Annotated in this window: 22 protein-coding genes; 18 read left to right on the top strand and 4 right to left on the bottom strand. The window is 45.0% G+C overall.

The window, feature by feature from the left end; all coding sequences use genetic code 11:
* Positions 1-9 precede the first annotated feature (9 nt).
* From NST74_RS23100 to yajC, 10 genes are all read left to right on the top strand, one after another.
* The gene (locus tag NST74_RS23100; protein ID WP_341114619.1) at positions 10-1,173 is read left to right on the top strand and encodes a dipeptidase; all 1,164 of its coding nucleotides are present in this window, start codon (positions 10-12) and stop codon (positions 1,171-1,173) included.
* 11 nt (positions 1,174-1,184) lie between these two features.
* Positions 1,185-3,311: a CocE/NonD family hydrolase gene (locus NST74_RS23095; RefSeq protein ID WP_341114617.1), complete on the top strand. Its 2,127-nt coding sequence runs from the start codon at positions 1,185-1,187 to the stop codon at positions 3,309-3,311.
* 116 nt (positions 3,312-3,427) lie between these two features.
* Positions 3,428-4,147 carry a BofC C-terminal domain-containing protein gene (locus NST74_RS23090; protein WP_341114615.1) on the top strand — a complete coding sequence of 240 codons (720 nt, stop codon included), beginning with the start codon at positions 3,428-3,430 and terminating at the stop codon, positions 4,145-4,147.
* Between the two features lie 254 nt (positions 4,148-4,401).
* A complete protein-coding gene (gene ruvC, locus NST74_RS23085; protein WP_036677679.1) occupies positions 4,402-4,905 on the top strand; it encodes a crossover junction endodeoxyribonuclease RuvC in 504 nt (167 codons plus the stop codon).
* Positions 4,902-5,519 carry a Holliday junction branch migration protein RuvA gene (ruvA, locus tag NST74_RS23080; RefSeq protein WP_313641563.1) on the top strand — a complete coding sequence of 206 codons (618 nt, stop codon included), beginning with the start codon at positions 4,902-4,904 and terminating at the stop codon, positions 5,517-5,519. The genes ruvC and ruvA overlap by 4 nt, the downstream gene beginning before the upstream one ends.
* A gap of 35 nt (positions 5,520-5,554) precedes the next feature.
* The gene (gene ruvB / locus NST74_RS23075; RefSeq protein ID WP_042130508.1) at positions 5,555-6,562 is read left to right on the top strand and encodes a Holliday junction branch migration DNA helicase RuvB; all 1,008 of its coding nucleotides are present in this window, start codon (positions 5,555-5,557) and stop codon (positions 6,560-6,562) included.
* 33 nt (positions 6,563-6,595) lie between these two features.
* Complete coding sequence (locus NST74_RS23070; RefSeq protein ID WP_341114612.1) at positions 6,596-8,698, top strand: SpoIID/LytB domain-containing protein; 2,103 nt, start codon at positions 6,596-6,598, stop codon at positions 8,696-8,698.
* A 9-nt stretch (positions 8,699-8,707) separates the two neighbouring features.
* Positions 8,708-9,736, top strand: a complete 1,029-nt coding sequence (gene queA / locus NST74_RS23065) for a tRNA preQ1(34) S-adenosylmethionine ribosyltransferase-isomerase QueA (RefSeq protein WP_339287772.1) — start codon at positions 8,708-8,710, stop codon at positions 9,734-9,736.
* 21 nt (positions 9,737-9,757) lie between these two features.
* Entirely contained in the window at positions 9,758-10,894 is a 1,137-nt protein-coding gene (gene tgt, locus NST74_RS23060; RefSeq protein WP_042130504.1) for a tRNA guanosine(34) transglycosylase Tgt, read from the top strand.
* A 43-nt stretch (positions 10,895-10,937) separates the two neighbouring features.
* On the top strand, positions 10,938-11,246 hold the full coding sequence (yajC, locus tag NST74_RS23055) for a preprotein translocase subunit YajC (RefSeq protein WP_042130502.1): 309 nt from the start codon (positions 10,938-10,940) through the stop codon (positions 11,244-11,246).
* Between the two features lie 91 nt (positions 11,247-11,337).
* On the opposite strand, the gene NST74_RS23050 is transcribed toward yajC, so the two are convergent.
* Positions 11,338-12,177 (bottom strand): phosphatase PAP2 family protein, encoded by an 840-nt coding sequence (locus NST74_RS23050; RefSeq protein WP_341114610.1) that lies wholly within the window; start codon positions 12,175-12,177, stop codon positions 11,338-11,340.
* A 95-nt stretch (positions 12,178-12,272) separates the two neighbouring features.
* The gene (locus NST74_RS23045; protein WP_341114608.1) at positions 12,273-12,665 is read right to left on the bottom strand and encodes a TIGR04086 family membrane protein; all 393 of its coding nucleotides are present in this window, start codon (positions 12,663-12,665) and stop codon (positions 12,273-12,275) included.
* Between the two features lie 225 nt (positions 12,666-12,890).
* Here NST74_RS23045 and NST74_RS23040 point away from each other — a divergent pair, with 225 nt between their 5' ends.
* Positions 12,891-13,655: a DUF421 domain-containing protein gene (locus NST74_RS23040; protein WP_341114607.1), complete on the top strand. Its 765-nt coding sequence runs from the start codon at positions 12,891-12,893 to the stop codon at positions 13,653-13,655.
* 5 nt (positions 13,656-13,660) lie between these two features.
* Here the strand turns inward: NST74_RS23040 and spoVB are convergent, their stop codons facing one another.
* A complete protein-coding gene (gene spoVB / locus NST74_RS23035; protein WP_341114606.1) occupies positions 13,661-15,256 on the bottom strand; it encodes a stage V sporulation protein B in 1,596 nt (531 codons plus the stop codon).
* A gap of 196 nt (positions 15,257-15,452) precedes the next feature.
* Here spoVB and NST74_RS23030 point away from each other — a divergent pair, with 196 nt between their 5' ends.
* The 6 genes from NST74_RS23030 to NST74_RS23005 all read left to right on the top strand — a co-directional run bounded on the left by NST74_RS23030 (position 15,453) and on the right by NST74_RS23005 (position 22,270).
* Complete coding sequence (locus NST74_RS23030; protein ID WP_042130493.1) at positions 15,453-15,704, top strand: post-transcriptional regulator; 252 nt, start codon at positions 15,453-15,455, stop codon at positions 15,702-15,704.
* 221 nt (positions 15,705-15,925) lie between these two features.
* Complete coding sequence (secD, locus tag NST74_RS23025; protein ID WP_341114604.1) at positions 15,926-17,176, top strand: protein translocase subunit SecD; 1,251 nt, start codon at positions 15,926-15,928, stop codon at positions 17,174-17,176.
* Complete coding sequence (secF, locus tag NST74_RS23020) at positions 17,166-18,068, top strand: protein translocase subunit SecF (RefSeq protein WP_042130490.1); 903 nt, start codon at positions 17,166-17,168, stop codon at positions 18,066-18,068. Before secD ends, secF begins: the two co-directional genes overlap by 11 nt.
* 165 nt (positions 18,069-18,233) lie before the next feature.
* The gene (locus tag NST74_RS23015; protein ID WP_341114602.1) at positions 18,234-19,184 is read left to right on the top strand and encodes a cation diffusion facilitator family transporter; all 951 of its coding nucleotides are present in this window, start codon (positions 18,234-18,236) and stop codon (positions 19,182-19,184) included.
* Between the two features lie 29 nt (positions 19,185-19,213).
* Positions 19,214-21,616, top strand: coding sequence for a single-stranded-DNA-specific exonuclease RecJ (gene recJ, locus NST74_RS23010; RefSeq protein WP_341114601.1), 2,403 nt, complete (start codon positions 19,214-19,216; stop codon positions 21,614-21,616).
* 135 nt (positions 21,617-21,751) lie between these two features.
* Positions 21,752-22,270, top strand: a complete 519-nt coding sequence (locus tag NST74_RS23005; protein WP_341114599.1) for an adenine phosphoribosyltransferase — start codon at positions 21,752-21,754, stop codon at positions 22,268-22,270.
* Positions 22,271-22,509: 239 nt separating this feature from the next.
* On the opposite strand, the gene uraA is transcribed toward NST74_RS23005, so the two are convergent.
* The gene (gene uraA, locus NST74_RS23000; RefSeq protein ID WP_341114598.1) at positions 22,510-23,823 is read right to left on the bottom strand and encodes a uracil permease; all 1,314 of its coding nucleotides are present in this window, start codon (positions 23,821-23,823) and stop codon (positions 22,510-22,512) included.
* A 306-nt stretch (positions 23,824-24,129) separates the two neighbouring features.
* On the opposite strand from uraA, the gene NST74_RS22995 reads away from it, so the two are divergent.
* A complete protein-coding gene (locus tag NST74_RS22995; RefSeq protein WP_042132407.1) occupies positions 24,130-26,310 on the top strand; it encodes a RelA/SpoT family protein in 2,181 nt (726 codons plus the stop codon).
* The last annotated feature ends 1 nt before the right edge of the window (position 26,311 follow it).

The following is a 26,311-nucleotide window of genomic DNA, read 5'->3' as shown; positions in this document are numbered from 1 at the left end:
AGCGACCACATGATGAGCACATATGAAGGTTTGTATGATTTCAAGTTGACGGAGCTAGAAGAAGAGCGGGCCATACGTTTACATGAGCAGAACATTAATATTGATTTGCTATTTCAGGGTCCCTTATCTCCAAACGCAATTCCAGAATCTGTGTCCGAAAAAATTAAAGAGCGGTGTGAGCCCTATAAAGATGAGCCGATGGTATACAGCAGTATGCCAGCTAAAATGATCACAAAGCTGTCGGCCAGCGGTGAGATCCCAGAGTATAAAAGTGAATGGTATAAATCAGGAATTACCGCGGGGAACCGGGAACTTCATCTAGAATCCTTAGAAAGCATGATCACTAGCATGGCTGAAGTTCAGCTTCAGTTCGACTCCGCAGATTGGTTGGTTAAAGCTTTAACCGCAGGAGACATACGTGCAGCCAAGCGTAATGGCCATAAGGCGGGTATTATCACGGCGCAAGAAACGGATGGTCTAGGTACGAATCTGGATCTATTAGATGTGTTACATAATTTTGGTTTGAGAATTCTACAATTAACGTATAACAATCAGAATCAGGTCGGTGCAGGCTGTGCAGAACAGTCGAACGCTGGGATTACGAATTATGGAAAAAGGTTCATTGAGCGTCTGAACAAGCTGGGGATCATTGTAGATACGGGACATTGCGGAAAACAGACCACGCTCGATGCTTGCCAGTATTCTAAGACTCCGGTTATTGCTTCACACACAGGTGTAGAGGCCATCTATCCGCATATGCGCTGCAAAAGTGACGAGGAAATCATTGCGATCGCTAAGACAGGTGGAGTGATCGGTATTTTTGCTATGCCATGGTTTGTTCATGAAGACCCTAATCATACAACTATTGATCATGTGCTGGATCATATCGAATATGTAATCCAGCTTGTAGGCGTAGATCATGTCGGAATTGGGACGGATTGGCCGATGAGTGATGTGCTCTGGTCTTTGATCTATTTTAAAGAACATATCGCACCTAAACTAGGTTTCGCCAAAGGAGACGGACCTTCTACTGAAACTGTTGCTGGGCTTGAAAAATATAGTTATTTTATCAACTTTACTAGAGGTCTAGTAGCTCGCGGTTATAAGGATGAGGATATTGCAAAAATCATGGGTGGCAACTGGTTGCGCGTATTTGAAGAAATTTGGGGATAGGGGATCAATAGATGACAACATATTTGAACACAACTACATTTAACTTCTACTGTTCGGGCATTTATTCAGGGAAAATACATTTTACGGAACAACAGATTATGCTCGCCAAGGTTGATCCACGTAGACGAACACAAATGCAGTACAACGTGTTGGATAGCCAGTTCAAGACTGTTCTTCCATTTCAGAAAATCCATGAACATATAGACGCTTATGCTAAAGCAAAATGGGTCAATGATGAGGTAGTTCTAAGTAACGGTGATCTTTATCAAAAGCATATTCAGTATCAGGCTGTAATGGATGGCCGTGAGCTTACTTCACAAGTATGGGCGCTGCGAAATGAGACGGCACTGGATATCGTGACCTTGGACGGTGAGATTATTGCTTTTCTTACGCCGAATCGGTATGGCATCGAGCTGATTGTTAAAGCAGGGTATGAGAAGCTGACGCCTCTGGTTGTTTATGATGATCCCCTTTTATCTAAGCCAGAGTATGGTGTGAATGATTTGGGTACGGATCTGATTCCGATGCGCGACGGTGTGAGATTGGCAACGGATGTATTTCTACCTGAAGGCATTCAGCCGGGAACCAAGCTTCCGACGATTCTGGTAAGAACCTGTTATGACCGTAACGGGAAAAAAGAGATTTTTATGAGATGGGCCAACAAAGGTTATGCCGTGGTGTCGCAGGACGTTAGAGGCCGGGCGGATTCGGAAGGGGAATTGATCCCTTTTTATAATGAACGGGATGATGGCTATGATACGATTGATTGGATTATCGCGCAGGAATGGTCGGACGGAAATGTTGGCATGTGGGGCGCGTCCTATCTGGGCTTTGTGGTTGTCTCAGCGGCGACCAGCGGGCACCCCAATTTAAAGGCTGTTGTGGATGAAGTGAATGTCGGCTCACCGTTTGTAGATACGGCGCGTAAAGGTGGAACGCTTTGCTCTTGGCCACTCTTGTCTTGGACGCTTGCACAATCTGTAGGCACCCGAACGGATTTTGATATTTTTGGGGGCATTACGGTGAACCCAGAAGCGGCCGTCGATGCAAGACCGATTAAGGAGATTCCTCAACAAATGATCGGTAAAGCATCCGGACCATGGGATCTGTGGAGCCAGCATCCGGAGTATGATGATTTCTGGAGAAACTGTACCTTTACAGAGCGTGGGGATCAGGTGCAGGTCCCTATGTATGTAATCTCAGGCTGGTATGACGGTGACAGCCCTGGTGTATCGGAGACTTGGAGAATGCTGACTGAACATGATGTGCCGAATCGCAAAATCCGTTTAGGAGCCTGGGAGCATGGTCCAAACCGGGCTAGAGACTATGAGGGTGTAAGCTTTGGCAATGACGCAGTGGTCTATGATTATGATGTTTCTGTATTGCGCTGGTTTGACCGCTTCCTCAAAGGCATTCCGAACGGAATTGATCAGGAGCCCAGAGCCTCTTATTATGTCGTTGGTGAGAATCAGTGGAGAACATCGGAGGATTGGACACCGGTTGAAGCAACAACTACGCCGTTTTACTTTTCCAGTGGTGGCCGGGCGAATTCAGGACAAGGAGATGGGAAGCTGCTTACAGCGCCAGAGGAGCATTCACCAGAAGATACTTATGTCTATAACCCAAATGATCCTATGGATGATAGCGGGGAACGAGAGCCTGAAAACTTGAGAAAATATGAGCTGCGAAATGATATTCTTGTGTACACTAGTGAAGTTTTGACAGAAGAATTGACTATAGCTGGCGAATTGTCTGCTATCATCTACGCTGCCAGCACAGGTAAGGATACGGATTGGGTAGTTACGCTTAGTGATGTAAATGAACATGGAGACTCTATCCGGTTATCTAACTATATTGTCAGAGCAAAATATCGTCACGGGTTTGATGCACCAGAACTGCTCATTCCTGGCCAAGTGGAGGAATACGATATTTTCATGCCGAATATTGCTCACAGATTTGCGGTAGGACACCGAATTCGTTTCTCGATTACCTCGTCCAGTAAATTCGTTGCTTTCCCTAATACGAATACTGGCGGTAACCCGTATGAAGATACAGAGGCGATTACAGTGCTGCAGACGGTTTATCATAATAGTGAATATCCAAGCCATGTGAAGCTGCCGGTTATTCCTAACGCTTGAACTATACTGCAAGGTCAACCTTGTAATTGTAATAAAATATCGATTATTCACAGAAAAGCGCATAAATGATCCCTTCTCAGGTCACAATAGGGAAAAACCAGAATGAAGGGATTAACGTGTCGCGCATAAAAAAACAACTTTGGCAGCGATGGAGACGTTGGAAAAAGGCGCTTTGGGTAGGAGCAGCTTGTGTAGCTTTTACTTTATTAGCTTGGCGCAGTATGCAGGTGCCTGAGGAAATCAGTGGACTGCTGACGAATTCTAGCTTGGCGGATAGTACTGAAAGTGAATTGGCCGCAGCTGTGTTTAAAGTAGGCGTGGACAGCGGTGAGGAGAAAGAGAAGGCTGCTTTAAATAACGAACAACTGTTGCAGACAATCATTCAAAGCGGACTCAGCAGAACCGTTCATTTAAAAATATCGTATGTATCCGGGGAAGAAATTCAGACATTGCCGGGTGTAAAGAACCCGCTTCAGCTTAAGAAAATTATTAACGAACACCCTGCTTGGAACGGTTGGATCAGCAGCGAGGGAGATTTGTGGCTGGAACAAAAAGTGAATGATCTCTCGACCCTTACGAAAAAAGAAGCCTACATCGGTGTCGATGCTTTTGGAAATTTGAAATTATTTAAAGGACCCCCGGTGCAGGAAAAGGTTTTGAAGACTTTTTTTCAAATGGATATGGGTTCCTTAAAGTCCTCTTTACCGGAAAATATGTGGAAAGAGCTTCATGAAGGCATTCGTGTGCAGGATATAGAAGAGTACAACAGTGTGTTGTCCACCTTCAGTGATTATGCGCGTGAGGCTGCCGAACATGTCATGCAGAACAAGCAATAGCATCAAAAGCATACGAGCTGTCCTAAAGTCATTATTAATGGCTTTAGGGCGGCTTTTTTTTTGCAAATATAAGAAAGTTTAAAGTTCCCATTGTAGGCCTAAAGTTGTCATTTCACATCAAAGGGTAAACTTTTTTTCTCCCGGAAGGGGTATTTTTGCTATAATGGTTTGAAGGAATACATATGTTCGCTTCATTGCGGAGTAATGGATGAAAACGGTGGAATAAACTGCCTGTTATAGAGGAGAGATCGTGCTTGCGCATTTTGGGAATAGATCCAGGGCTGGCGATTGTCGGTTTTGGCTTTGTGGATAAGGAAGGTCATAAGTTGACCCCGGTCCAATATGGTTGTATCCAGACTGAGGCACATACGCCTGAGGAAGAACGCTTGCTGCATGTCTATGAAGGCATGGGTCAGCTCATTGATAAATATAAACCTGATGCTGTAGCGATAGAGAAGTTGTTCTTCGCACGTAATGTTACAACAGCATTGCCAGTAGCGCAGGCCCGCGGAGTAACGATATTAGCTGCTGTACAGCGCGGCCTACCCGTCTCGGAATATACACCGATGATGGTGAAGCAGGCTGTTGTTGGTTATGGTAAGGCAGAGAAGCGGCAGGTACAGGAAATGGTGAAGCTGTTGTTGAAATTATCGGCGATCCCTAAACCGGATGATGTAGCGGATGCACTTGCGGTAGCGGTATGTCATGCCCATTCGAGCAGTCTTAATTCTAAATTAAATGAGGTATTGCGAAAATGATAGATTTCTTAAGAGGACCCGTCGTTCATTTGGAGTCAGAATATGTGGTGCTGGATGTGCAAGGAGTAGGCTATCGGGTGTTCTGCCCAAACCCTTATGCTTTTGCTAAAGTAGAAGGGCCTGTAACGATCTATATTCACTATCAAACACGTGAGGATGCTACGCTGCTGTTCGGGTTCCCGACTCGGGAGGAGCAAAGATTGTTCCGCAAGTTGATAGAGGTGTCTGGGATCGGTCCGAAGGTTGCACTCGGAATACTGACAGGGGGAACTCCAGATCAGTTGATTTCGGCAATTTACCAAGAGAATATCACCTTCCTAACGAAACTGCCGGGCATTGGCAAAAAAACGGCACAGCGGATGATCCTAGATTTGAAGGATAAGCTGGACGGACTCAGTATGGCCTCGATGCAAACGGGATTATTTGCAGTGCCGATGGAAGAAAGGGCGGATGGATTAGCTTGGCAAGAAGCTAGAGATGCTCTTAAAGGATTGGGGTATACCGAAAGTGAATTGGATCGTGTGTGGCTCGCTATGAAGAAAGAGGGAGCAGAGACAGGGACTGTAGATGTGTTAATGAAGAAGGCACTGGGGCTGTTATACATTGCTAAATAAAGCCGAACACATCCTGAAGAAAGGGAGCGATAGGAATGGATGACCGGATCATATCCGCAAATTTGATGATGGACGAGCAGGCGGTAGAATTAAGCTTACGCCCTCGTTATCTGGGAGAATATATCGGACAGAATCAGGTAAAAGAAAACCTGAAAATATATATCGAAGCGGCCAAAATGAGAAGTGAAGCGCTGGATCATGTACTGCTTTACGGGCCTCCAGGTCTCGGTAAAACAACACTCGCGAACATTATCGCCAATGAGCTGGGTGTGAATTTACGAACCACGTCCGGTCCTGCTATAGAGCGGCCGGGAGATCTAGCCGCTCTGCTGACGAACCTGCAGGAAGGCGATGTGCTGTTCATCGATGAAATTCACCGCTTGCACCGGACAGTGGAGGAAGTTATGTATCCGGCGATGGAGGACTTCGCACTGGACATCATGATCGGCAAAGGACCAAGTGCCCGTTCGGTACGATTGGATCTGCCGCCTTTCACACTTATAGGTGCTACCACCCGTGCAGGGCTGTTGTCAGCGCCACTGCGTGATCGCTTCGGAGTGGTCAGCCGCTTGGAGTACTATACGATAGATGAGCTGAGCTACATTGTGGCTCGAAATGCAGATCTATTAGGGATTGAGATTATCGGTGATGCGGCAGAAGAGATAGCGCTTCGTTCCCGGGGAACGCCGCGGATTGCGAACCGACTATTGAAGCGGGTTCGTGATTTTGCTCAAGTGCGCGGAGACGGGATTATAACCCCTGAGATTTCTGGGGAAGCCCTGAGGATGCTACAAGTAGACCCACGCGGGTTGGATAGCATCGATCACAAGATGTTAAGAGCAATGATTTCAAGCTTTCGTGGCGGTCCTGTAGGGCTGGATACGATTGCTGCCACAATTGGCGAGGAAAGTCAGACGATTGAGGACGTTTATGAGCCCTACCTGCTGCAGATCGGATTCTTGCAGCGGAGTCCTCGTGGAAGAATTGTAACCCCGGCCGCTTATCATCACTTAGGCCTTCCGCTCCCTCCGGAGCAGCACTGAGTCAGTAACTACATTCAAAAAGGAGGATGCTGGATGAAGCATACGAAGATGAAATGGAGAGGTATAGCTCCACTAAGCAAAGGATTGCTAGCAGCTGCAATTGCTGTGGGAAGTCTCTTGATCCCTGCGGGTGCCAGTCATGCCGATTCTAATAGTACGATACGAGTTGCCCTTTACGCCGATATTGGTAGTAAATATAAATCTACCGTGCCAGTAGTAACTATGCAATCACCACAAAGCTTCACTTTAATGTCAAACCAATCGGGGAGCGTTCCTTTGTTATTGGTGCCTGCGCAGAGCAGAATTCGTGTTAGTGTGGATGGTTATAGAGTGAAGGTAATGGAGACTTCAAGCTGGAAATCAGCTGCTGATGCGGCTAAAAAGCTTCAGTCTACTTCTGATAAGCCTCAGATTTTTATGATTTCTAGAAATGGAACTAATGTGTATCAGTTGTATACAGGGGTCTATGCCAGTGAAGCTGCTGCCAAGGATGGGCTTGCCCGTATAGTAAAGGCAGGGCTCGGTATTCCTGCTGATCAAACCCCTGCAGTGAAAGGCGATAAGCATTTATCGGCGGGTCGCTATTCTTCGGATCAAGAAGCTGATACGGCTCTGAGTAGTATTACAGCTGCTGGTTTTGATGCATGGAAGGTGTTATTGTCGGGAAGTGATGGCAGCGCTCAGTATGAAGTATGGGTTGGCGAAGCTGCGAACGATAAAGATTTGGCAGCTGTTCAGACCGCAGTATCTGCAGCATTGCCGCAGCTGGCTGGATCTGCTGCGACTTCACCCGGGTTAATGTTGCGTGTAGATGCTGGGCTTGATTTTAGCAATGAAATACAGGCTAATCATTATATGGTTTCCGGAAATGATGCTAAGTTTTTGGCAGTTGGCAATGAGGCTGGAATTCAGCTCGAAGAAAGATCCAAGCGTACCTATCGTGGTAATATGGAGCTAAGTAATTTGAGAGGCTTCCTAGCGGTTATCAATGAAGTGCCACTGGAACAATATTTGTACGCAGTGGTTGGAGGAGAGGTTTCCTCCAGCTGGCCGGATGAAGCTCTAAAGGCTCAGGCTGTCGCCGCCCGAAGCTATGCAATGGCGCAAGGCAACCGTTTTGATGTAGCGAATGTAGTAGATTCTACATTGAGTCAGGTATATAACGGAATTGGATCAGAGGCTCCTGTCATTATTAAGGCTGTGAATGCTACTGCCGGTGAAGTGTTGATGAGTGGTGGCAAAGTTGTGGAGGCCGTGTTCTCCTCGAACAGTGGCGGTGTAACAGCTGATCCATCGGAGGTATGGGGCAATGGTGGAGATGCATTCGCCAGTGTTCCCAGCAAAGAGGATGTCGCAGCTACCGCGACCGCTAAGAAGTGGTATTATTTACTGCTCGCTAATGGCACCTCAGGATACGCACGTGAGGATAACATTAAATTGACAGGGAATAAAACTGCAGCGGGACTGGACATCGCGACAGCTACCACTAAAGATGTCAATGTACGACCCCTTCCTGCTGTTGAAAGTAGTGTAAGTGCGGTAGGTAAGTTGAATCCAGGCGAGAATGCAGTTGTTCTGAATAAAGTTTATGAGTCCGGCAGCTATAGCTGGATCAAAGGACCATATACCTCTTCCGACCTTCTAAAAAGCTTACAGGGTAAAACAACTAGTACGCTCCCTTCCAGCATCCTTAATTTGCAGGTTACTCAGCGCGGTCCTTCTGGAAGAGCGATTCAGGTGAAAGCAAATGGCCAGTCACTGGATGTGAAATATCCTGATATGTTCCGTTCTGCGTTTAATGGATTGCCAAGTACATTGTTTGATATTGTACCAGCCGGAAGTTATACTGTATTAGGCGCTGACGGTGCTACTAGCACGATTGGAAGTTCACAGAGCGCAGGTGTACTCTCTGCATCAGGTAAGGTTAATGTAAACGGCAGTGGAACTGTAGTGATGGGCGGGGATTCATCAGCCAGAGCGATTACTAACAGTTCGGGCTTTCTATTCATTGGCCAAGGATACGGTCATGGTCTAGGCATGTCACAATGGGGCGTAAAAGGCATGGCTGACAGCGGGTATGATTACAAGCAGATATTGCAACACTATTATCAGAACGTTACTATAGTTAAGGAATGAAGACAGACCATGAATGTAGACGCATATGATTTTCATTTGCCGGAAGAATTAATTGCCCAGACACCACTCTCTGACCGTAGCTCTTCTAGACTACTCCTAGTAAATAAGGAGGATGGGGCGCTGGCTCACCGGCATTTTACCGATATTATTAATTATTTTCAACCGGGAGATACGCTCGTTCTGAATGATACGAGAGTCATTCCTGCCAGATTGTTTGGGGTTAAAGAAGATACGGGAGCTAAGGCTGAAGTGCTTCTTCTTAAGAATTTGGGAGACGATCGATGGGAAGCGCTTGTTAAGCCGGGCAAGAAGCTTAAGACAGGAGCGGTTATCATCTTTAGTGATGAGCTTCGTGCTGTTATCGAGGACGAGGCTGATATGGGCGGCCGAACGCTTCGCTTCATTTATCAGGGTATTTTCCAAGAGATTTTGGACAGGCTGGGAACGATGCCACTGCCTCCTTATATTAAGGAAACATTGGATGATCGGGAACGATATCAGACCGTTTATGCTAAGCATGAGGGATCGGCTGCTGCTCCTACAGCAGGGCTTCATTTTACCAAAGAACTGTTGGAACAGATTGAGGCAAAGGGTGTAAATATTGCTTATATCACACTTCATGTGGGTCTCGGTACGTTCCGTCCGATGTCTGTTGAGAAGGTTGAAGAGCATGTTATGCATTCAGAGTATTTTGTAATGTCTCAAGAAACAGCAGACACTATAAATGCTACCAAGGAACAAGGTGGCCGCATTATTGCGGTTGGAACGACTTCTTGTCGGACACTTGAGACGGTCGGAAGACAATGTGAAGGCGGTCCGCTTGTTGAATGTAGTGGTTGGACGGATATTTTCATCTATCCGGGATATAAGTTTAGTGTAGTCAATGCGTTAATTACTAATTTTCATTTGCCGAAGTCGACTTTGGTAATGTTGGTTAGTGCTTTGGCAGGTCGGGAACATATTTTAGCTGCTTATGAAGAAGCAATAAAACAGAAGTACCGGTTTTTTAGCTTTGGAGATGCAATGTTTATTTACTAAGGTAAGAGGATGGGTTAACTTATGGCAGCAATTACTTATGAGCACATCAAAACGTGCAAACAATCCGGAGCAAGACTTGGAAGAGTCCACACTCCACATGGTGTGATTGAGACACCTGCATTTATGCCTGTCGGCACACAAGCCACAGTCAAGACAATGAGTCCAGAAGAACTGAAAGAAATGGATGCTCATATTATTTTGAGTAATACGTACCATCTTTTCCTGAGACCGGGACATGATATCGTTCGTGAAGCAGGCGGACTGCACAAGTTCATGAACTGGGACCGTCCTATTCTGACGGATAGCGGTGGGTTTCAAGTATTCTCGCTCAGTGACATGCGCAAGATCACAGAAGAAGGCGTTCATTTCCGTTCTCATCTAAATGGGGACAAGAAGTTCTTGTCTCCTGAAGTAGCTATGGAGGTTCAGAACGCACTTGGCTCTGATATCATGATGGCATTCGATGAGTGTCCACCATTCCCAGCTGAATATGATTACGTGAAAAAATCACTGGAGCGTACAACACGCTGGGCGGAACGTTGCCTGAAAAGTCATGCTCGTCCGAATGATCAAGGTCTATTCGCTATCGTGCAAGGTGGTATGTATGAGGATCTTCGCCGTCAGAGTGCGGCTGATTTGACTTCCATGGATTTCCCGGGGTATGCTATTGGGGGGCTCAGCGTCGGAGAGTCCAAGCAGCTAATGTATGAAGTGCTGGATTATACAGTTCCCCTGCTGCCACAAGGAAAACCTCGCTATTTAATGGGCGTTGGTTCACCGGATGCACTGCTGGAAGGATCAATCCGGGGAGTGGACATGTTTGACTGTGTTCTGCCTACTCGTATTGCTCGAAATGGAACAACGATGACCAGTCAGGGAAGACTCGTTGTACGCAACGCAAAGTATGCCCGCGATTTTGGGCCGCTTGATCCGGAGTGCAATTGCTACACATGCCGGAATTATTCCCGCGCTTATTTGCGCCATCTAATCAAAGCCGATGAAACCTTCGGACTTCGATTGACGACATACCATAACTTACACTTCCTGTTGGATTTGATGCGTAAAGTACGTGAAGCCATTAAGGAAGATCGGCTGCTTGATTTTCGCGATGAGTTTTTTGCAAAATACGGATTATATGATAATCTTAAAGGCTTCTAGGTTGAATTTAATGCCTTAATGTACTTTGAAAGGGGGGAGAAATATGTTTCAATATGCAGCAGCAACAGGTGGAGGTAGTATACTAGGTCTTGTAGGTCCATTTGTACTTATGTTTGTAGTATTCTACTTCTTGCTGATTCGTCCGCAACAGAAGAAGACCAAAACTCGTAATGCGATGTTAAAGGCTTTGAAAAAGGGCGACAAGATCGTCACAATTGGTGGTCTTCACGGTACGATCATGGAAATCTCCGATGATATCGTGGTTCTACGGGTTAATGATGTAACTAAACTGACCTTTGATCGCGGTTCCATTAGTCACTCCGTTGCGACGGATGTGGAGGAGAAAGTATAGTTTTATCAGTATTAACTACATAAAAAGCGGTGTCTCTCTTTAAGAGGGACACCGCTTTTTTGACTTTCATTTTTCATAGTGATCTATTCGTTTAACGCATATCCGTTATTCGGCTGCGAACTGTGAGCGATTCTTCACGTCCCCGTAAAGTCAATTTGGCAAGCTGAACACCAACTGTAGAAGCCAAGACTGCTAGCAGAGTGCCGCCTATCATATCTGTAAGCCAATGAATGCCCAGATAGAAAATACCAAAGACGATTACGACTGCGGAAATACTCGTAATGACCATCCAGCGGCGGTTTCCTGAACGGAATGCCAGTAGTGCCATTGTAACGGAAATGGACGTATGTAGACTCGGGAAGCAGTTGTTGAGACCGGATAGAGGGCGGTACTCTTGCTCAAACTTCGGAAATACATCCAGCATAGTAAACCTAACACCTGCAGGTACATAGGACCATACCTCATTTACAGGGAAATATAGGTAGAATGGAATCGCTACGGCATAGTTAATGATAATAGCATAGCAGGTTGCGTACAGCATCACACGGTTCTTATCTAACAGATAAACACCTAGAGAAGCTGCTAGTACAGATTGAAGCATGAAAATGTAGAAGAAAACTATGATAGGCGTTAGCCATGGACTATAGAATATATCCTGAACAGCTTGGACAAAATGCCCCTCAAGTCCAAATACAAAGGATGTATAGTCTGAGGCAAGATGCATTTTTTCTTCAATTTGCAGTTCATATTTATTCAAGACCAGTACACCAAACATTCCTGCCATCAGTAGCAAAAACTTATAGGATCGCAGCATCTCTTTCCCAATTTCAACTAATGCCATGATGGGATTACGACGAGCGCCAATCCATACTAATATCACTACTAATGCAACTGTGTACAAAACAATATGGTTCATTGATTGGTAAAACAAAGCATTCGAAGCCTCCTTGATTCTCTTTATGAAGTCAGATGATCACAGTTTAACATATTTTCAAGGAATGTTTCGAATTTAATGAAATAATAATTTTAGCTTTTCTGTAAATTAACCCCAAACATTCCGCCAAGCGCTCCAATTGCTGCAGCAGCCAGCACCCAAAGAAGATCAACACCAGAGGGTGAGCTATCCAGAGCCAGAAATCCAATTAGCAGAACGATAATCCCGTAAAAGACTCCTGTAAGACTTCCCTGGTACCAGCCTTTGTTCGTGGCTCTGCGACCGGCGGTTAGTCCTCCGAATGCTGCGGCTATGCCGTGTACTATATAAGTGTACATTGAGAGATCTTGCTCCTTGAGACCGCTGCTCCATAATAAAAGAGAGAGGACAAACGCGCCAAACAGCATCCAAAGGAATGATCGACATAGACCAGATAACACAGGATTGGCTATTCTCCATGAGAACAGGCGCCGGATTAAATACATGGTACAACCTCCTAAAGTTTTTTTAGAAAAATAATCTACATAAGTTATTATTCATTGTATGGGGAGGCTTGCCCCAATAGTACAAGAATGGGCATTGCAGCCTTTTTACCATTAATTAATATGTGCGCTTCCGAATGTTCCCTGTGCTGAGCGGTCAGAATAGGGTTACATTAATCCGCCCGAGAAAACAAGTCTGCGGGTGAGAGTGGAGGGGAGCGAAGCTATATGTCCCAGCATATCACTACCCATATTTTCTTGACCGTGCTGATGTATTTCTTCATATTCCTGTGCATGCGTATCATGGGGAAGAGGGAAATCGGTAAGTTATCTGTATTTGATCTAACGATCTCAATTATGATTGCTGAGATTGCTGTTTTTGTGATCGAGGACATTAATCGCCCGATTTACGAAGGTCTGGTTCCGATGGCCACATTGGTTATTATTCAGGTTGTGGTTGCTCAGCTCAGTCTTAAGAGCAGAAAGATTCGGCTGTTAATGGACGGTAAACCGAGCATACTTATTTCTGGAGGTAAGCTGCACCGGGGAGAGATGCGTAAACAAAGGTACAATATTGATGATCTGCTGCAGCAATTGCGAGGTCAGAACATAGCTAGTCCTGCAGATGTGGAATTTGCGATTCTGGAGCCCAGTGGTCAGCTTACCGTTTTTGAAAAAGACAAAGGACTTTCATCTTCCAATCAAACAGGCAATAGCAGTTCAGTTGCTGAGAACAATAAGACCGATGAGGATGCAGATGTAAGCAGTCAGAAAGTAAAGCTGCCAAAGAACAAAATCAGATATGAAGGGCTTCCTATTCCACTGATTATGGATGGAAAGGTCCAGGATCATAATTTAGAGATGATAGGGAAAACAAGGTTCTGGCTGAGAACCCAGATTCGCCAAAAGGGAGTATCAGATTTCCGGGATGTATTTCTTTGCTCCATTGATCATAAAGGCCGAGTGTATGTTGACCGTTTGGATACCAGATAACCATTCTAAAGCCAGCGCTTAATGAACGGCAGTCGATCCAAATCACGAAGTGAGATAAGGCCAGCTAATAGACTGATACCGAAATACAGGGCCATTCCTATCGCAGAGGCAAATAAAAATTGAATCCATTGTGCATCTGCAATGGGAATGGAGATGTATACATAACGCACGCCCGCTCCCATAATGATCATCGCACATAAGGTCTTAATGGTATCAGTTATTCGTAAGGATAATGAAATTAGGCTGACCACGCTGTACCCGTGCAGTAGAGTAACAAGAACACTGTTCACAATTATGGCAATGATTGCACCGTAGATTCCGTAATCAGGCTGTGAAGCTAATATAACAATCAAAATGATTTTGACTACTGCCCCAATAAGGGTATTGATGAGTGCCCTGCCCGGTTTGTCCATAGCTTGAAGCGCAGCTTGTAAAGGGGCTTGAACATAGAGGAACAAAGCGAAAGGGGCCATCAGCTTTAGCATTGGAGCGGTGTCCGCATTGCCGTATAACAAATTACATAGTGGGACCGCCAAGACATACATAAGAACAGCAAAGGGAGCGCCAGTTACCAGAGCGAGTCGAAGGGCTTGATGCATTCGTTTGTGAATGGTAGGCAAGTCCTTTCTCGCGGCAGCCTCGGATAAGGATGGGACCAAAGACACCGCAAGGGAGGAGGTCAAAGCTCCGGGAAGCAGCAGTAAAGGAATCACCATTCCCTGTAAAGACCCATACTGCGCAGTCGCTGCGGCTGTTGCGATTCCTGCCAATGCAAGACTACGTACGGTAATTATAGATTCCAGTAGATAGGAAAAAGAGCCCACAAGTCGGCTTGCCGTTACAGGAATAGATACACCTAGTAAACGCCGCAGTATGGGGGAGGTTGATTTTACAGCTTCTGGATCAGAGGGTATACTCTCCTGTTCGGCCGGCTGCTGCTCTAGGCTGGGGGTTGTTTTTTTATCTTTTTTCGTGATGACATAATATTGCCACAGAATGGCTAACATTCCGCCAATCTCTCCCACAGTTACACCGAGCATCGCCCCTGCAGCAGCTAAAGCGATACCTTTAGGTAGCAGCAGCCAAGAGAACCACAGCATAAAAAATATTCGCACGATAGACTCAAAAACCGAAGAAAGTGCGGAAGGAATCATGTTCTGCCTGCCTTGGAAATAACCACGGTAGATCGCAGATACAGCAACAATTCCAATCATTGGGATCATGGCAATAAAAGTATAATAAACTCGGCGGTCTGTTAAGAGCACATTGGAGACCCATGAAGCACTGACCAGCGCAACAATGGTAAAGAAGATCCCTAGTCCGACACTAAGGGTAAGGCCAGTCCGTAAAATTTGCCGCGATTTCTCAGGGCGGTTCTCTCCCTCAGCTTCTGCCACCATCTTAGCAATAGCCAGAGGAATACCGCCTGTAATGACAGTAACCAGCACGAGAAAAAAAGGATACACGAGCTGATATAGACCCACGCCCTCTGCTCCAATGATGCGCGGCAAAGCAATTCGGGGTATAAATCCAAGCATTCGATTAATGATGCCGGCGGCAAGCAAGATTAAAGTTCCTTGAATAAAGCTCTGTTTCCTCAAAGGTCACGCCTTCTTCCCCAAATGAAATGAAACGCTGGCCAACTTGTCTATTCTTATGGATATGCTGTACCCCTATCCCTGCATGCCTTGTTTTAGTAGTTGTAACTTTTTGTGACGGAAGGAGGAAAGCAGAGAACTTGGGTCGAATACTTATGGTAAGCATACGCACACGAGCGATCTTTGGAGGTGTCATCACGTGGAATCGGAACAGTGGAATCATGATCAACATAGTGAAGAAATCGAAGCCATGTGCCGCAGCAAAGCTGAAGAATTCCGGCTCCTCGGCTATGAGTATGTAACCAGCAAGGATATTTGGGATTGTATCAGTCGTAATTATGATAAGGATGGGATGCCTCCCTTGCATAAGCTGGTAAATGATATTTATTCCTTAAAAGCCAATAGTTACATGACTTATTTGACTATAGCGGCCTATCGGGGGTTGAACTGAATAACAAACACTCCGTTTCTTTTTGCGAATAGTTACATAAAGCTGTAAAGTGAGAGAATAATAACTTCACATTTCCTATATAAACGGATGTCTTGCTGTTATGAGCAGGGGCGGCCGTTTCTTTGTGTGAGTATAGCTATGTCCATGCTGTGAATTGACGGTCATTTCGCGTGTAGCTATAATAGGAATATTGAGTTAATGAAAGGGGAACTAGCTAGAGCATGAAGAGACTAATGGGCTTTATTATTACCGTGCTCGTTTTGACAGGCGTCATGGTATTTACTACTCCTGGACTGCTGGACAAGGTTAGACTTGGTCTTGACCTGAAAGGCGGATTTGAGATTCTGTACCATGCAGAGCCTATGGAAGCGGGAGCTGCGTTGTCCCGAGCTTCACTGTTGAAAACAGCAGAAAGTTTGGAAAAACGGGCCAATGCGCTCGGAACCAGTGAACCAGAGGTTACAACTGAAGGTACTGACCGTATTCGTTTGAAAATTGCGGGCGTTACTGATGAAGCAGAGGTTCGTAAGAAGATGAAGGAGCCTGCAGTTCTGACTTTCCGTAGTGCTGCTGAAGGTGACGCTGAAGGTACTTACAGCAAGATCGAACTGGTAGGTAGTGATTTTGTTGAAGGTGCAGCAGAGGTTGGACGGGATAACCTGAATCAGCCAATCATCAGTATCAAGATAAAAGACAAGGATAAATTCGCAGAGATTACTAAACGCCTCTTAGGAAAGAATCTCGCAATTTATTTGGATGAGAACAAACTATCGGACCCTACGGTACAAGCAGTACTTACCGATGGTTCTGCATCTATTTCCGGTAATTATACTATTAAAGAAGCTCGTGAGCTGGCAGACACCATCAATCTGGGGGCATTGCCACTGAAACTTACTGAGAAATACTCCCAGAGTGTGGGTGCAACGCTTGGTAAACAGTCGCTTGAACAAACGATCAAAGCTGGCTTAATAGGTTCTTTGATTATCCTAATCTTCATGATCGGTATGTATCGCTTGCCAGGTCTCTTGGCTAGTTTTGCACTGATCTTGCATACATGGCTGCTAATTGTGGTCTTTGTCTTTGCGGACTTTACATTGACATTGCCTGGTATAGCCGCGTTTATTCTGGGTATAGGGATGGCCGTCGATGCCAATATCATTACAAATGAACGGATAAGGGAAGAAATGCGCAGTGGTAAAAGTGTACTTTCCTCTGTTAAAGCAGGTAATAAATCCTCTTTCCGGACAGTAATGGACTCCAATGTCACAACTGTTATTGTGGCGGCTGTCATGTTCGCCTTCGGTACAGGTGCAGTCAAAGGCTTCGCATTGGTACTGATCGTGGAAATCGTACTGAGTATCGCTACGAATCTTTATTTCTCCCACTGGTTGCTTAGCCAGCTTGTTAAAGCAGGTAAGCTGAACAAACCGAAGAGTTTCGGTGTTAAGGAGAGTGATATTCGTGCGCTTTAAGAAAGAGCTTGATTTCGTACATTTGAGTAAATTTTTCTATGTTTTTTCCATTGCTCTTACAGTGGCAGGTTTGATTTTCCTAGCCACCTTTGGATTGAATTACAGCGTTGATTTCAAAGCAGGATCTAATGTTGATATCTCACTGTCTAAGAATTTGACATTGGAAGAAGTTAATTCAGCGGTTGAAAAAGTTGGGATTTCAAGTGAGCCAAGCATTACGTTAGGAAGTGAACGGGTCAACGTTCGTTATGATCAAGTACTTGATGAGCAACAAGATGAAGCGCTTAAAGCAGAGATCTTGAAGCTGGACGATAAGGCATCGTTTGAGATTAACACCGTGGATACTGAAATGTCTAAAGAACTTGCACGCAATGCGATCTATGCGGTTCTCATTTCTTGTCTAGGGATTATCATTTATGTAAGTATCCGTTTTGAATGGCGGTTTGCATTGGCAGCTATCGTTTCACTGATCCATGATGCCTTTATGGTCGTTGCCATCTTCTCTATCTTCCGTTTGGAAGTGGATTTGACGTTTATTATAGCGGTTCTTACCATTATCGGTTATTCCATCAATGATACGATCGTTATCTTTGACCGTATCCGTGAGAATTTACGTTTTGGTAAACAGAAGACCTATGAAGATTTGAAAGAACTTGTGAATAAGAGTGTGGCTCAGACCCTTATGCGCTCTCTCTACACAGCATTTACCGTGTTTATTGCGGCGTTCTTCCTGTTAATTCTCGGAGGAGAGTCCATCAAGATGTTCTCGCTTGCGATGGTTATCGGATTGCTATTCGGAGCTTACTCCTCCATCTTTATTGCAAGTCCGGTGTGGCTACTGCTTAAGAAGCGTGAGAAGACAAAGGTAAAGAGTAGCCCAGCTAAAGGTTAATGTCTCAAGAGAAATAACATGGCTACACTTGAATGAAAAAAACATCAACTTTATAATTTAAGAAAGCCGCGTCAAATGCGACGCGGCTTTCGAAATCTTAGGGGTAGTATGTCATGTGTATTGTATCATCATGAGATTACTTGCTAGTGGTAAGGGGGGCCTCGTATGAATAAAGAACGATCACCGCAAAGCAAGACGGTTGCTTGGACAGGGATCATCAGCGATGTTACTTTGGCAGTAGCTAAGGGTAGTTTTGGCTATATTTCAGGTAGCAAGGCATTAATGGGCGATGCTTTATATTCCGGAGCAGATGCTGCAGCTAAATTGGCGGATTTTCTTCCGTGGCGCTCTGAAGAGAACAGAAAGAGCAAGCAACGGATAGAAGATCGGCGGGGGAATAAGGAACCACTTTTAGCTATACTTTTTTCGGTATTAATCCTAATGGGAGGGCTGCAGATCGCATTCTCTGCAATCCGTGACTTAACCGAAGGACAGTCATCTACTCGCGGTGAACTTGCACTTGTAACTGTCTTGCTATCTATTGTATTTAAAGAAGCTGTATTTCAATATCAATATCGGTACTTTAAAAAAATAGGTGATGGCAGTCATGCTGCTTATACCAATAGTCATCGTTTCAGTTTATATACTTCTATCACAGTATTAGTTGGGATATCGTTATCGATGGGAGGGACCTATTGGCATCCTCTACTCTATATGGACCCTATTGCCGCACTTTTAACAGGATGCTTAATTCTTCGTAAAGGCTATATACTCATTGTTAGTACGGTAAATGGCAAGAATGTGCAGGAGCTACCTTCTGAGGAGGCAGCTAATTTTATTGAAACTGTACAACGTGTTCACGGCGTTATCCGTGTGGAACATTTGAAGGCGCTTGAGCAAGGGAATTATGTGAATCTGCATGTGAAGATCAGTGTAAATCCGCGGATAACGGTGATGGAAGCACAGGATATATCGGAATGTGCAAGAAAGTTATTACAACACCGGTTTGTTCATGTTGGTGAGGTACACATGGACGTAGTTCCCTATGACCCCGGATATCCATACAAAAGTAACTATGAATTGGCGGATAATGATATTCCGACGTTGCTTCAGTAGTTCGCAAGGTGAGAGAAAGGTGAGCGCTATTGCTTTATTCAAAAACAAGATGGCAATCTCCGGCAGCCGATCCCGACATCGTAAGGGATATGGCCCGGAGCCTTTCTATTTCTCCGCTCTTATCCTCACTATTAGTGACTAGAGGAATGAATACGCCGCATGAGGCTCTATCGTTCATGGATGGCGGTGTGGAAGCTTCGCATGATCCGTTCCTCCTAAAAGGAATGGCCGAAGCGGTTCCCAGAATTAGAAAGGCTTTAAAAGAAGATGAACATATTCTTATCTACGGTGACTATGACGCCGATGGTGTGTCCAGTACTGCATTAATGATTCATTTGCTACGTTACTTGGGCGCTTCCTTTGATATTTATATCCCGCACCGTTCGAATGAGGGTTACGGGCTGCATAATCATGCTTTGGATTGGGCTCTACAGCAGGGTGTATCCTTAATTATTACTGTAGATACTGGCATTAGCGCCTATCATCAGATTGCTTACGCTAATGAACTCGGGATCGATGTGATCGTCACGGATCATCATGAGCCACCAGAGCTTCTCCCTGAGGCTTACACGCTGATTAATCCGAAGCTACCCGACTGCCCATATCCATTCAAAGGATTGGCGGGTGTGGGGGTAGCTTATAAGCTTGCCCAGGCTATGTTAGGGGAGGAAACTCCCGAAGAATGGGCGGAAATAGCTGCTATCGGTACAGTAGCGGATTTAATGCCGCTTCTAGACGAGAATCGCGAGATTGTTCGAAACGGGTTAGTCAGTATGCGAAACTCCCGATTCCCTGGTATTCGTGCTTTATTAGGTGTCAGCGGGGTGACCATGAGTACCGTGAGTGCGGTTAATATCGCTTTTGGAATGGCGCCTCGTATCAATGCGAGCGGCCGTCTGGATCATGCTGGACGGGCAGTGGCTTTACTTACAACAGAGCATGCTGATGAGGCAGAGCAACTGGCTGGGGAACTTGATTTGCTCAATAAAGAACGCCAATTGGTTGTAGAAAGAATTGTAGTGGAGGCCACTGCAAAACTGGAGCAGATGACTCAGGGCGGAGAAATACCAGATATCATTGTTCTTGCTGAACAAGGTTGGAATGTGGGTGTGGTAGGTATAGTGGCTTCCAAACTGCTAGAGCGTTACTATCGGCCTGTGATTATTCTGGATATTCATCCAGAGACCGGTATGTGCAAAGGCTCTGCCCGTTCCATTCCTGGCTTTGATATATATGCAGCGTTATCCTCTTGTTCTAACTTAATGGAGCATTTCGGTGGTCATCCAGCAGCCGCAGGAATGAGTCTGCATCAGGACGGCTTAGAAGCCTTCGCTGCGGCATTAAATGAATACGCGGCTACTGTGTTGACACCGGAGCATTTCGTTCCTGTTACTTCTGCTGATGCAGAAGTGTCGATATCCGATTTGTCCCTTCAGACCGCGCTTGAATTGGAAAGGCTTGCACCTTTCGGGATGTCAAATCCTTTGCCAAAGTTTATCATTCGCGGCGCTACCGTGAAAGAGACACGAACAATGGGGCAAGAAGGAAAACACTTGAAGATTGTATTGCAGCAGGGGAAGAGCACAATTGAAGCCTTAGCTTTTGGTAAAGGAGATTTGGCTAAGCTCCTTCCTGCGGGCACCACAATCAATGTGCTGGCAGAACTGTCGATCAACGAGTGGAATGGCTCGAGGAAACCACAATTGATGCTTCAGGATTTATCTGTTCAAGATGCTCAGTTATTCGATCTCCGTGGCGCTGCTGACGCTGTACGGCAAGCTGCGCATATTAGAGAGCTGCTGCTGCCTTATAGCGGTGCTGGTCCATATCGTGCCGCAGCAGTGTTTCAGAGCGGTCGTATGAACCCACAGACTGAATTGATAGGAATGTCCTTCTGGGTATATGATAAAGAAGATGGCATTAGCGCCGCTAATAAGGATGACTCAATTCAGGAATCAGGGCATGTCTCATTGTTATGTCTACTGGATATGCCGGAGACGCCTGAACAACTTGACGCGTTACTAAAGGCTTTTCCTAATGCTGATAATATCGCACTGTTGCATTCTATAAAGGATGGTCGTGAACGACTTATCATTCCGACACGGGATCATTTTAAAATACTTTATAAACTGCTGGCGTCAATCACTGCTGTTGCAACACCTGAGAATGAAGTGCTGCTGCGGCTAAGCCGACAATCGTCATTAAGTATTCGAATGCTTAATAAAATGTTAGATGTGTTCGAAGAGCTTGATTTTATCGAAAGAAGTCAGGGAAGTGTGACCTTTATTACGCAGCCCGCAGCTAAGAGTCTTACAGCATCAAGTCATTTCGTTAGACTGGGGCAGATGGCGGAAATGGAGCAGTACTTCATGGAAGGTAGCCTGTCTGAGCTACAGGATTGGATGTTATCACGTCGTTTAGGCGTATCGTAATTACGAAGTAAGTTTTGCCGAACTGAACTCAAAGTAGCATATGCTAACAAAAAAAAGCAGACGCTTACGAAGTAAGTTTTGCCGAACTGAACTCAAAGTAGCATATGCTAACAAAACTTTTAGGAGATGAAAAATTTGGATTTTAAAGATAGTATTCGCGTGATTCCTGACTTTCCAAAAGAAGGTATTAGTTTTAAAGATATCACCACTTTGCTAAAAGACGGTGACGCTTACCGCCAGGCGATTGATTCACTGAAAGCTCTCGTAGCTCACTTAGAAATAGACGTAATAGCTGGACCGGAAGCACGTGGTTTTGTAGTTGGTGCACCGCTTGCTTATGCATTGGGCGTAGGTTTTGTGCCAATCCGTAAGAGTGGGAAACTGCCTTATGAGACTATCGAGGTTGGGTATGATCTTGAATATGGTAAAGACACACTTGCTGTTCATACAGATGCCATTAAGCCAGGGCAAAATGTATTAATTGCTGATGATTTATTAGCAACAGGAGGCACTATAGCTACTTCGGTAAGCCTTGTGGAGCAGCTTGGTGGTAAGGTGGTAGGTGCAGCATTTCTGATTGAATTGGTTGAGCTTGCTGGACGTAATAAGCTTTCTGGAATTGAAGTTATTACTTTAGTTGATTACGAAGATTAATACGATAAACTTGTCTTTTCCCGGGAAATAAATGGGCATTTATGTATCGAATGATGTTGAATAGTGCAAACAACAGCAATTCTCTGTCACCACTAGCGGAGAGTTGCTGTTTTGCATTTTTTGATCAAAATGGTTCTTAAAAGATCCACCGGTAATTTCAGTTTTGATTCAAAAAAAGACTGCTTAATCCATAAATTGGATCTAGAGCAGTCTTTTTGAATTATTAATTCATAAATAAATTAGTGAGTAGCTTTATCGCTTTCCCCACCATCATTGGACAGTCCAAGAACTTCAATGAGTTTGAAGAATATGGCTAGAACGATACCAACAATTGTAGCTAGTGCCATACCACTGAGTTTTACGTTGCCCATAGTAAGGGTTGTGCCACTAATTCCGACAACAAGTACCAGGGTAGCCATGATCATGTTAGTAGCCTTGGAAAAATCAACTTTTTGCTCAACAAAGATCCGTAAACCTGATGCGGCAATTACGCCGAACAACAGCAGGGATACACCACCCATTACAGGTGTCGGGATGTTAGCAATAACGGAGGAGAAAGTGCCTGAAAACGAAAGCACAATGGCGATCACCGCTGCACCGCCAATAACATATACCGAATAAACTTTAGTTAAAGCCATAACCCCGATATTCTCACCGTAGGTTGTATTTGGAGTAGAACCAATAAAACCGGAAAGAATGGTTGATATCCCGTTACCCATCAGGGAACGGTCAAGTCCAGGGTCTTTAGCCAAATCTTTACCGACGATATTGCTGGTTACAAGCAAATGTCCAATATGCTCAACAATTACAACAAGCGATACTGGAATAATGGTTAGGATTACATTCCAATCGAAGGATGGAGTAACAATGGTAGGGTGTGCTAAAAAATTCGCATTAGATATGGCAGCAGTATCCACCATTTTCATAATATAAGCTAAACCATAACCAGTTACGATACCGATGAGGATATGAATGATTTTTGGGAAACCGCGGAAAAGCACAGCTCCGATTACCGTTACGCCCAGAGTTACCATAGAAAGTGTGATTGCTTTGCCATCAGGAGTCCAGTCTGCAACTGCAACACCTTCAGGAGCAATAAGTCCTGCCATACGCGCGGCAACAGGCACAAGCTCAAGTCCGATCGTTGCTACGATAGCACCCATTACAGCTGGTGGGAAGACGACATCAATCCATTTTGTTCCTGCATAACGGATGATTAAAGCAACGAGTACAAAGATAACACCAGTGATGATGAAAGCGCCTAAAGCAAGCGAATACCCTTTCATATGATCATCTTGATGATCGGCAAGCACAGATAAGACTGGTGCGATAAATGCAAAGCTGGAGCCTAGGTAGGCAGGTATTTTACCACGGCAAATCCAGATGTATAACAGTGTGCCGATACCGTTCATCAGCAAAATCATCCCAGGGTCAACCCCGAACAAGTTAGGCACTAGCACTGTACTGCCAAACATGGCGAACAAATGCTGTAGGCTTAATAGAAAACCGGGGCCCCATGGAAGTTTTTCATTAACTTGAATTTCGCGTTGCAATGGAGTTCACTCCTCTTTCTTATTGGCTATGATATTGTCCAGCGAAAATCCGCCTTTACTAGATTAAATAGAACTGGGCATTTTTACAACAACATTTTCACAAGTGTTATTAATTTGTCCGATTTTCATAACTTTTACTTCTTGAATACCATGAGATGGCAAGTGTTGACGTAATCCCTCGTAAGCGTCATAATTATAGACAACTTTGAACAAGAGCGTAAGTTGCTTGCGAAATGATTGGAACCTGCAGATTTTAGAATGATTGCGGGTTCATTTTATTATAGAAAGGAAACGGATACGACGAGAATGGGCATAGAGCGATTAATTGATAAGGCTGGCGCCTATATAAAAGATAAAGATCTTCTCCGCATCCGGGAAGCTTATGAATTTGCCGATCAGGCTCATCACGGGCAGATCCGCAAGTCGGGGGAGCCATACATTCTGCATCCGCTGGCGGTGGCAGATATTGTCGTCAATATGCAAATGGATGTTATATCTATTGTTGCGGCGCTTTTGCATGATGTTGTGGAAGATACGACGGTCTCATTGGAACAAATCCGCGCGAAATTTGGCGATACCTGTGCGATGCTTGTCGATGGCTTAACTAAGCTGGAACGCATCCGTTTTCGCTCAAAGGAAGAGCAGCAGAACGAGAATTACCGTAAGATGTTTATTGCGATGGCGCAGGATATCCGGGTTATTGTTATCAAACTAGCGGATCGCCTGCATAATATGCGTACGTTAAAGTATCAATCTGAAGAGAGCCAGCGGCGTATTTCTTACGAAACGTTGGAGATTTTCTGTCCTGTGGCTGATCGTTTGGGGATTTCCGCGATTAAGTGGGAGATGGAGGATATTGCGCTTCGTTACTTAAATCCGCAGCAGTATTACCGCATTGCTAATCTGGTGCATAAGAAGCGGGCAGAACGTGAGCAATTTATCGACAGCGTAATTGGCCGTATTCGTGCCAAGCTGGATGAAATGGGCATTGAAGGTGATCTTTCAGGTCGCCCGAAGCATATCTACAGTGTCTATAACAAAATGAGCACAAAAAACAAACAGTTTAACGAGATCTATGACCTCTTGGCCATCCGTATCATTGTGGATAATATCAAGGATTGTTATGCAACCCTCGGAATTATTCATACGCTTTGGAAGCCGATGCCAGGTCGATTCAAAGATTATATAGCTATGCCCAAAGCGAATATGTATCAATCTTTGCATACTACAGTGGTAGGTCCTGGCGGAGAGCCAACCGAAGTCCAAATTCGTACTTGGGAAATGCATCGCACGGCTGAATACGGGATCGCAGCACACTGGGCATACAAAGAAGGTACCAGCAATAATGTGAATCCGGAGAACCGGATGCCATTTTTTCGCGAAATATTGGAGCTGCAGCATGAGGCCAAGGATGCCGAAGAGTTCGTAAAATCACTCAAAATGGATTTTTTCTCGGATCTTGTGTTCGTATTTACGCCTAAAGGCGAGGTTATTGAGCTTCCTGCGGGTTCTGTACCGCTTGATTTCGCATTCCGTATTCATACGGAAGTGGGGAATCGCACGATCGGTTCTAAGGTGAACGGACGAATCGTACCGCTGGATCACAAGCTAAAGACAGGCGATATTGTTGAAATACTGACGTCTAAGCATTCTTACGGACCGAGCCGCGACTGGCTCAAAATTGCCCAATCCTCTCATGCGCGAAGCAAAATTAAGCAATGGTTTAAAAAAGAAAAACGTGAGGAAAATGTCGAAAAAGGTCGCGAAGCGATTGAACGTGAGCTGAAGCGTCTGAATGTCGAGGTTTCTGAGTGGATTTCCGATGAGAAATTATTAGAAGCTGCGAAGAAATTCGCTTTCAACGATGTTGAGGATATGTTATCTGCTGTTGGCTTTGGGGGAATTACCGCTTCTCAGATTGCCTCCCGTTTGACGGAGAAGCTGCGCAGAGAGCAGGAAGAAGCCGCTAATCACTTAGAGCTCACCTCAGAGATGAAGGAGATCAAGTCTTCCGGCGAAAAACGTAATCAACCTACCAATGGCGTAAGTGTAAAAGGAATTGAGAATTTGCTTGTCCGTTTTGCACGATGTTGTAATCCGGTACCGGGTGACGATATTGTGGGGTATGTTACACGGGGCCGGGGAGTATCTGTACACCGCCAGGATTGTCCTAACATTCCGGGTGAAGGTGATGGAGAAGAAGCAGCAAGAGTGATTGAGGTGGAATGGGAAGGTACGATGGAAGCGAACTACAGTGTGGATATTGAGATTACTGGTCATGATCGTAATGGACTGCTCAATGAAGTGCTGCAGGCGGTTTCCGAGAGTAAAACGAACATTTCTGCGGTCACTGGGCGCTCTGACAAGAATAAGATGGCAATGATTCATATGACCATTCTCATTCGTAACACAGAGCATCTGCAATCCGTTGTAGATAAAGTGAAACGAGTCAAGGATGTATATACAGTGAACCGGATTATGCAATAGG

It is taken from the genome of Paenibacillus sp. FSL F4-0125 (genome assembly GCF_038008565.1).
Classification (GTDB): domain Bacteria; phylum Bacillota; class Bacilli; order Paenibacillales; family Paenibacillaceae; genus Paenibacillus_AQ.
Note: the sequence above shows the minus strand (reverse complement) of the source record. Positions and strands in the feature narration are given on the sequence as shown.

What these genes read in the sequence shown, in the direction of transcription:
- NST74_RS23100 (WP_341114619.1), top strand. Translation starts at nt 10, where the DNA reads ATGATGAGCACATATGAAGGTTTGTATGATTTCAAGTTGACGGAGCTA.
- NST74_RS23095 (WP_341114617.1), top strand. Translation starts at nt 1,185, where the DNA reads ATGACAACATATTTGAACACAACTACATTTAACTTCTACTGTTCGGGC.
- ruvA (WP_313641563.1), top strand. Translation starts at nt 4,902, where the DNA reads ATGATAGATTTCTTAAGAGGACCCGTCGTTCATTTGGAGTCAGAATAT.
- ruvB (WP_042130508.1), top strand. Translation starts at nt 5,555, where the DNA reads ATGGATGACCGGATCATATCCGCAAATTTGATGATGGACGAGCAGGCG.
- NST74_RS23070 (WP_341114612.1), top strand. Translation starts at nt 6,596, where the DNA reads ATGAAGCATACGAAGATGAAATGGAGAGGTATAGCTCCACTAAGCAAA.
- queA (WP_339287772.1), top strand. Translation starts at nt 8,708, where the DNA reads ATGAATGTAGACGCATATGATTTTCATTTGCCGGAAGAATTAATTGCC.
- tgt (WP_042130504.1), top strand. Translation starts at nt 9,758, where the DNA reads ATGGCAGCAATTACTTATGAGCACATCAAAACGTGCAAACAATCCGGA.
- yajC (WP_042130502.1), top strand. Translation starts at nt 10,938, where the DNA reads ATGTTTCAATATGCAGCAGCAACAGGTGGAGGTAGTATACTAGGTCTT.
- NST74_RS23045 (WP_341114608.1), bottom strand. Translation starts at nt 12,665, where the DNA reads ATGTATTTAATCCGGCGCCTGTTCTCATGGAGAATAGCCAATCCTGTG.
- NST74_RS23040 (WP_341114607.1), top strand. Translation starts at nt 12,891, where the DNA reads ATGTCCCAGCATATCACTACCCATATTTTCTTGACCGTGCTGATGTAT.
- secD (WP_341114604.1), top strand. Translation starts at nt 15,926, where the DNA reads ATGAAGAGACTAATGGGCTTTATTATTACCGTGCTCGTTTTGACAGGC.
- NST74_RS23015 (WP_341114602.1), top strand. Translation starts at nt 18,234, where the DNA reads ATGAATAAAGAACGATCACCGCAAAGCAAGACGGTTGCTTGGACAGGG.
- NST74_RS22995 (WP_042132407.1), top strand. Translation starts at nt 24,130, where the DNA reads ATGGGCATAGAGCGATTAATTGATAAGGCTGGCGCCTATATAAAAGAT.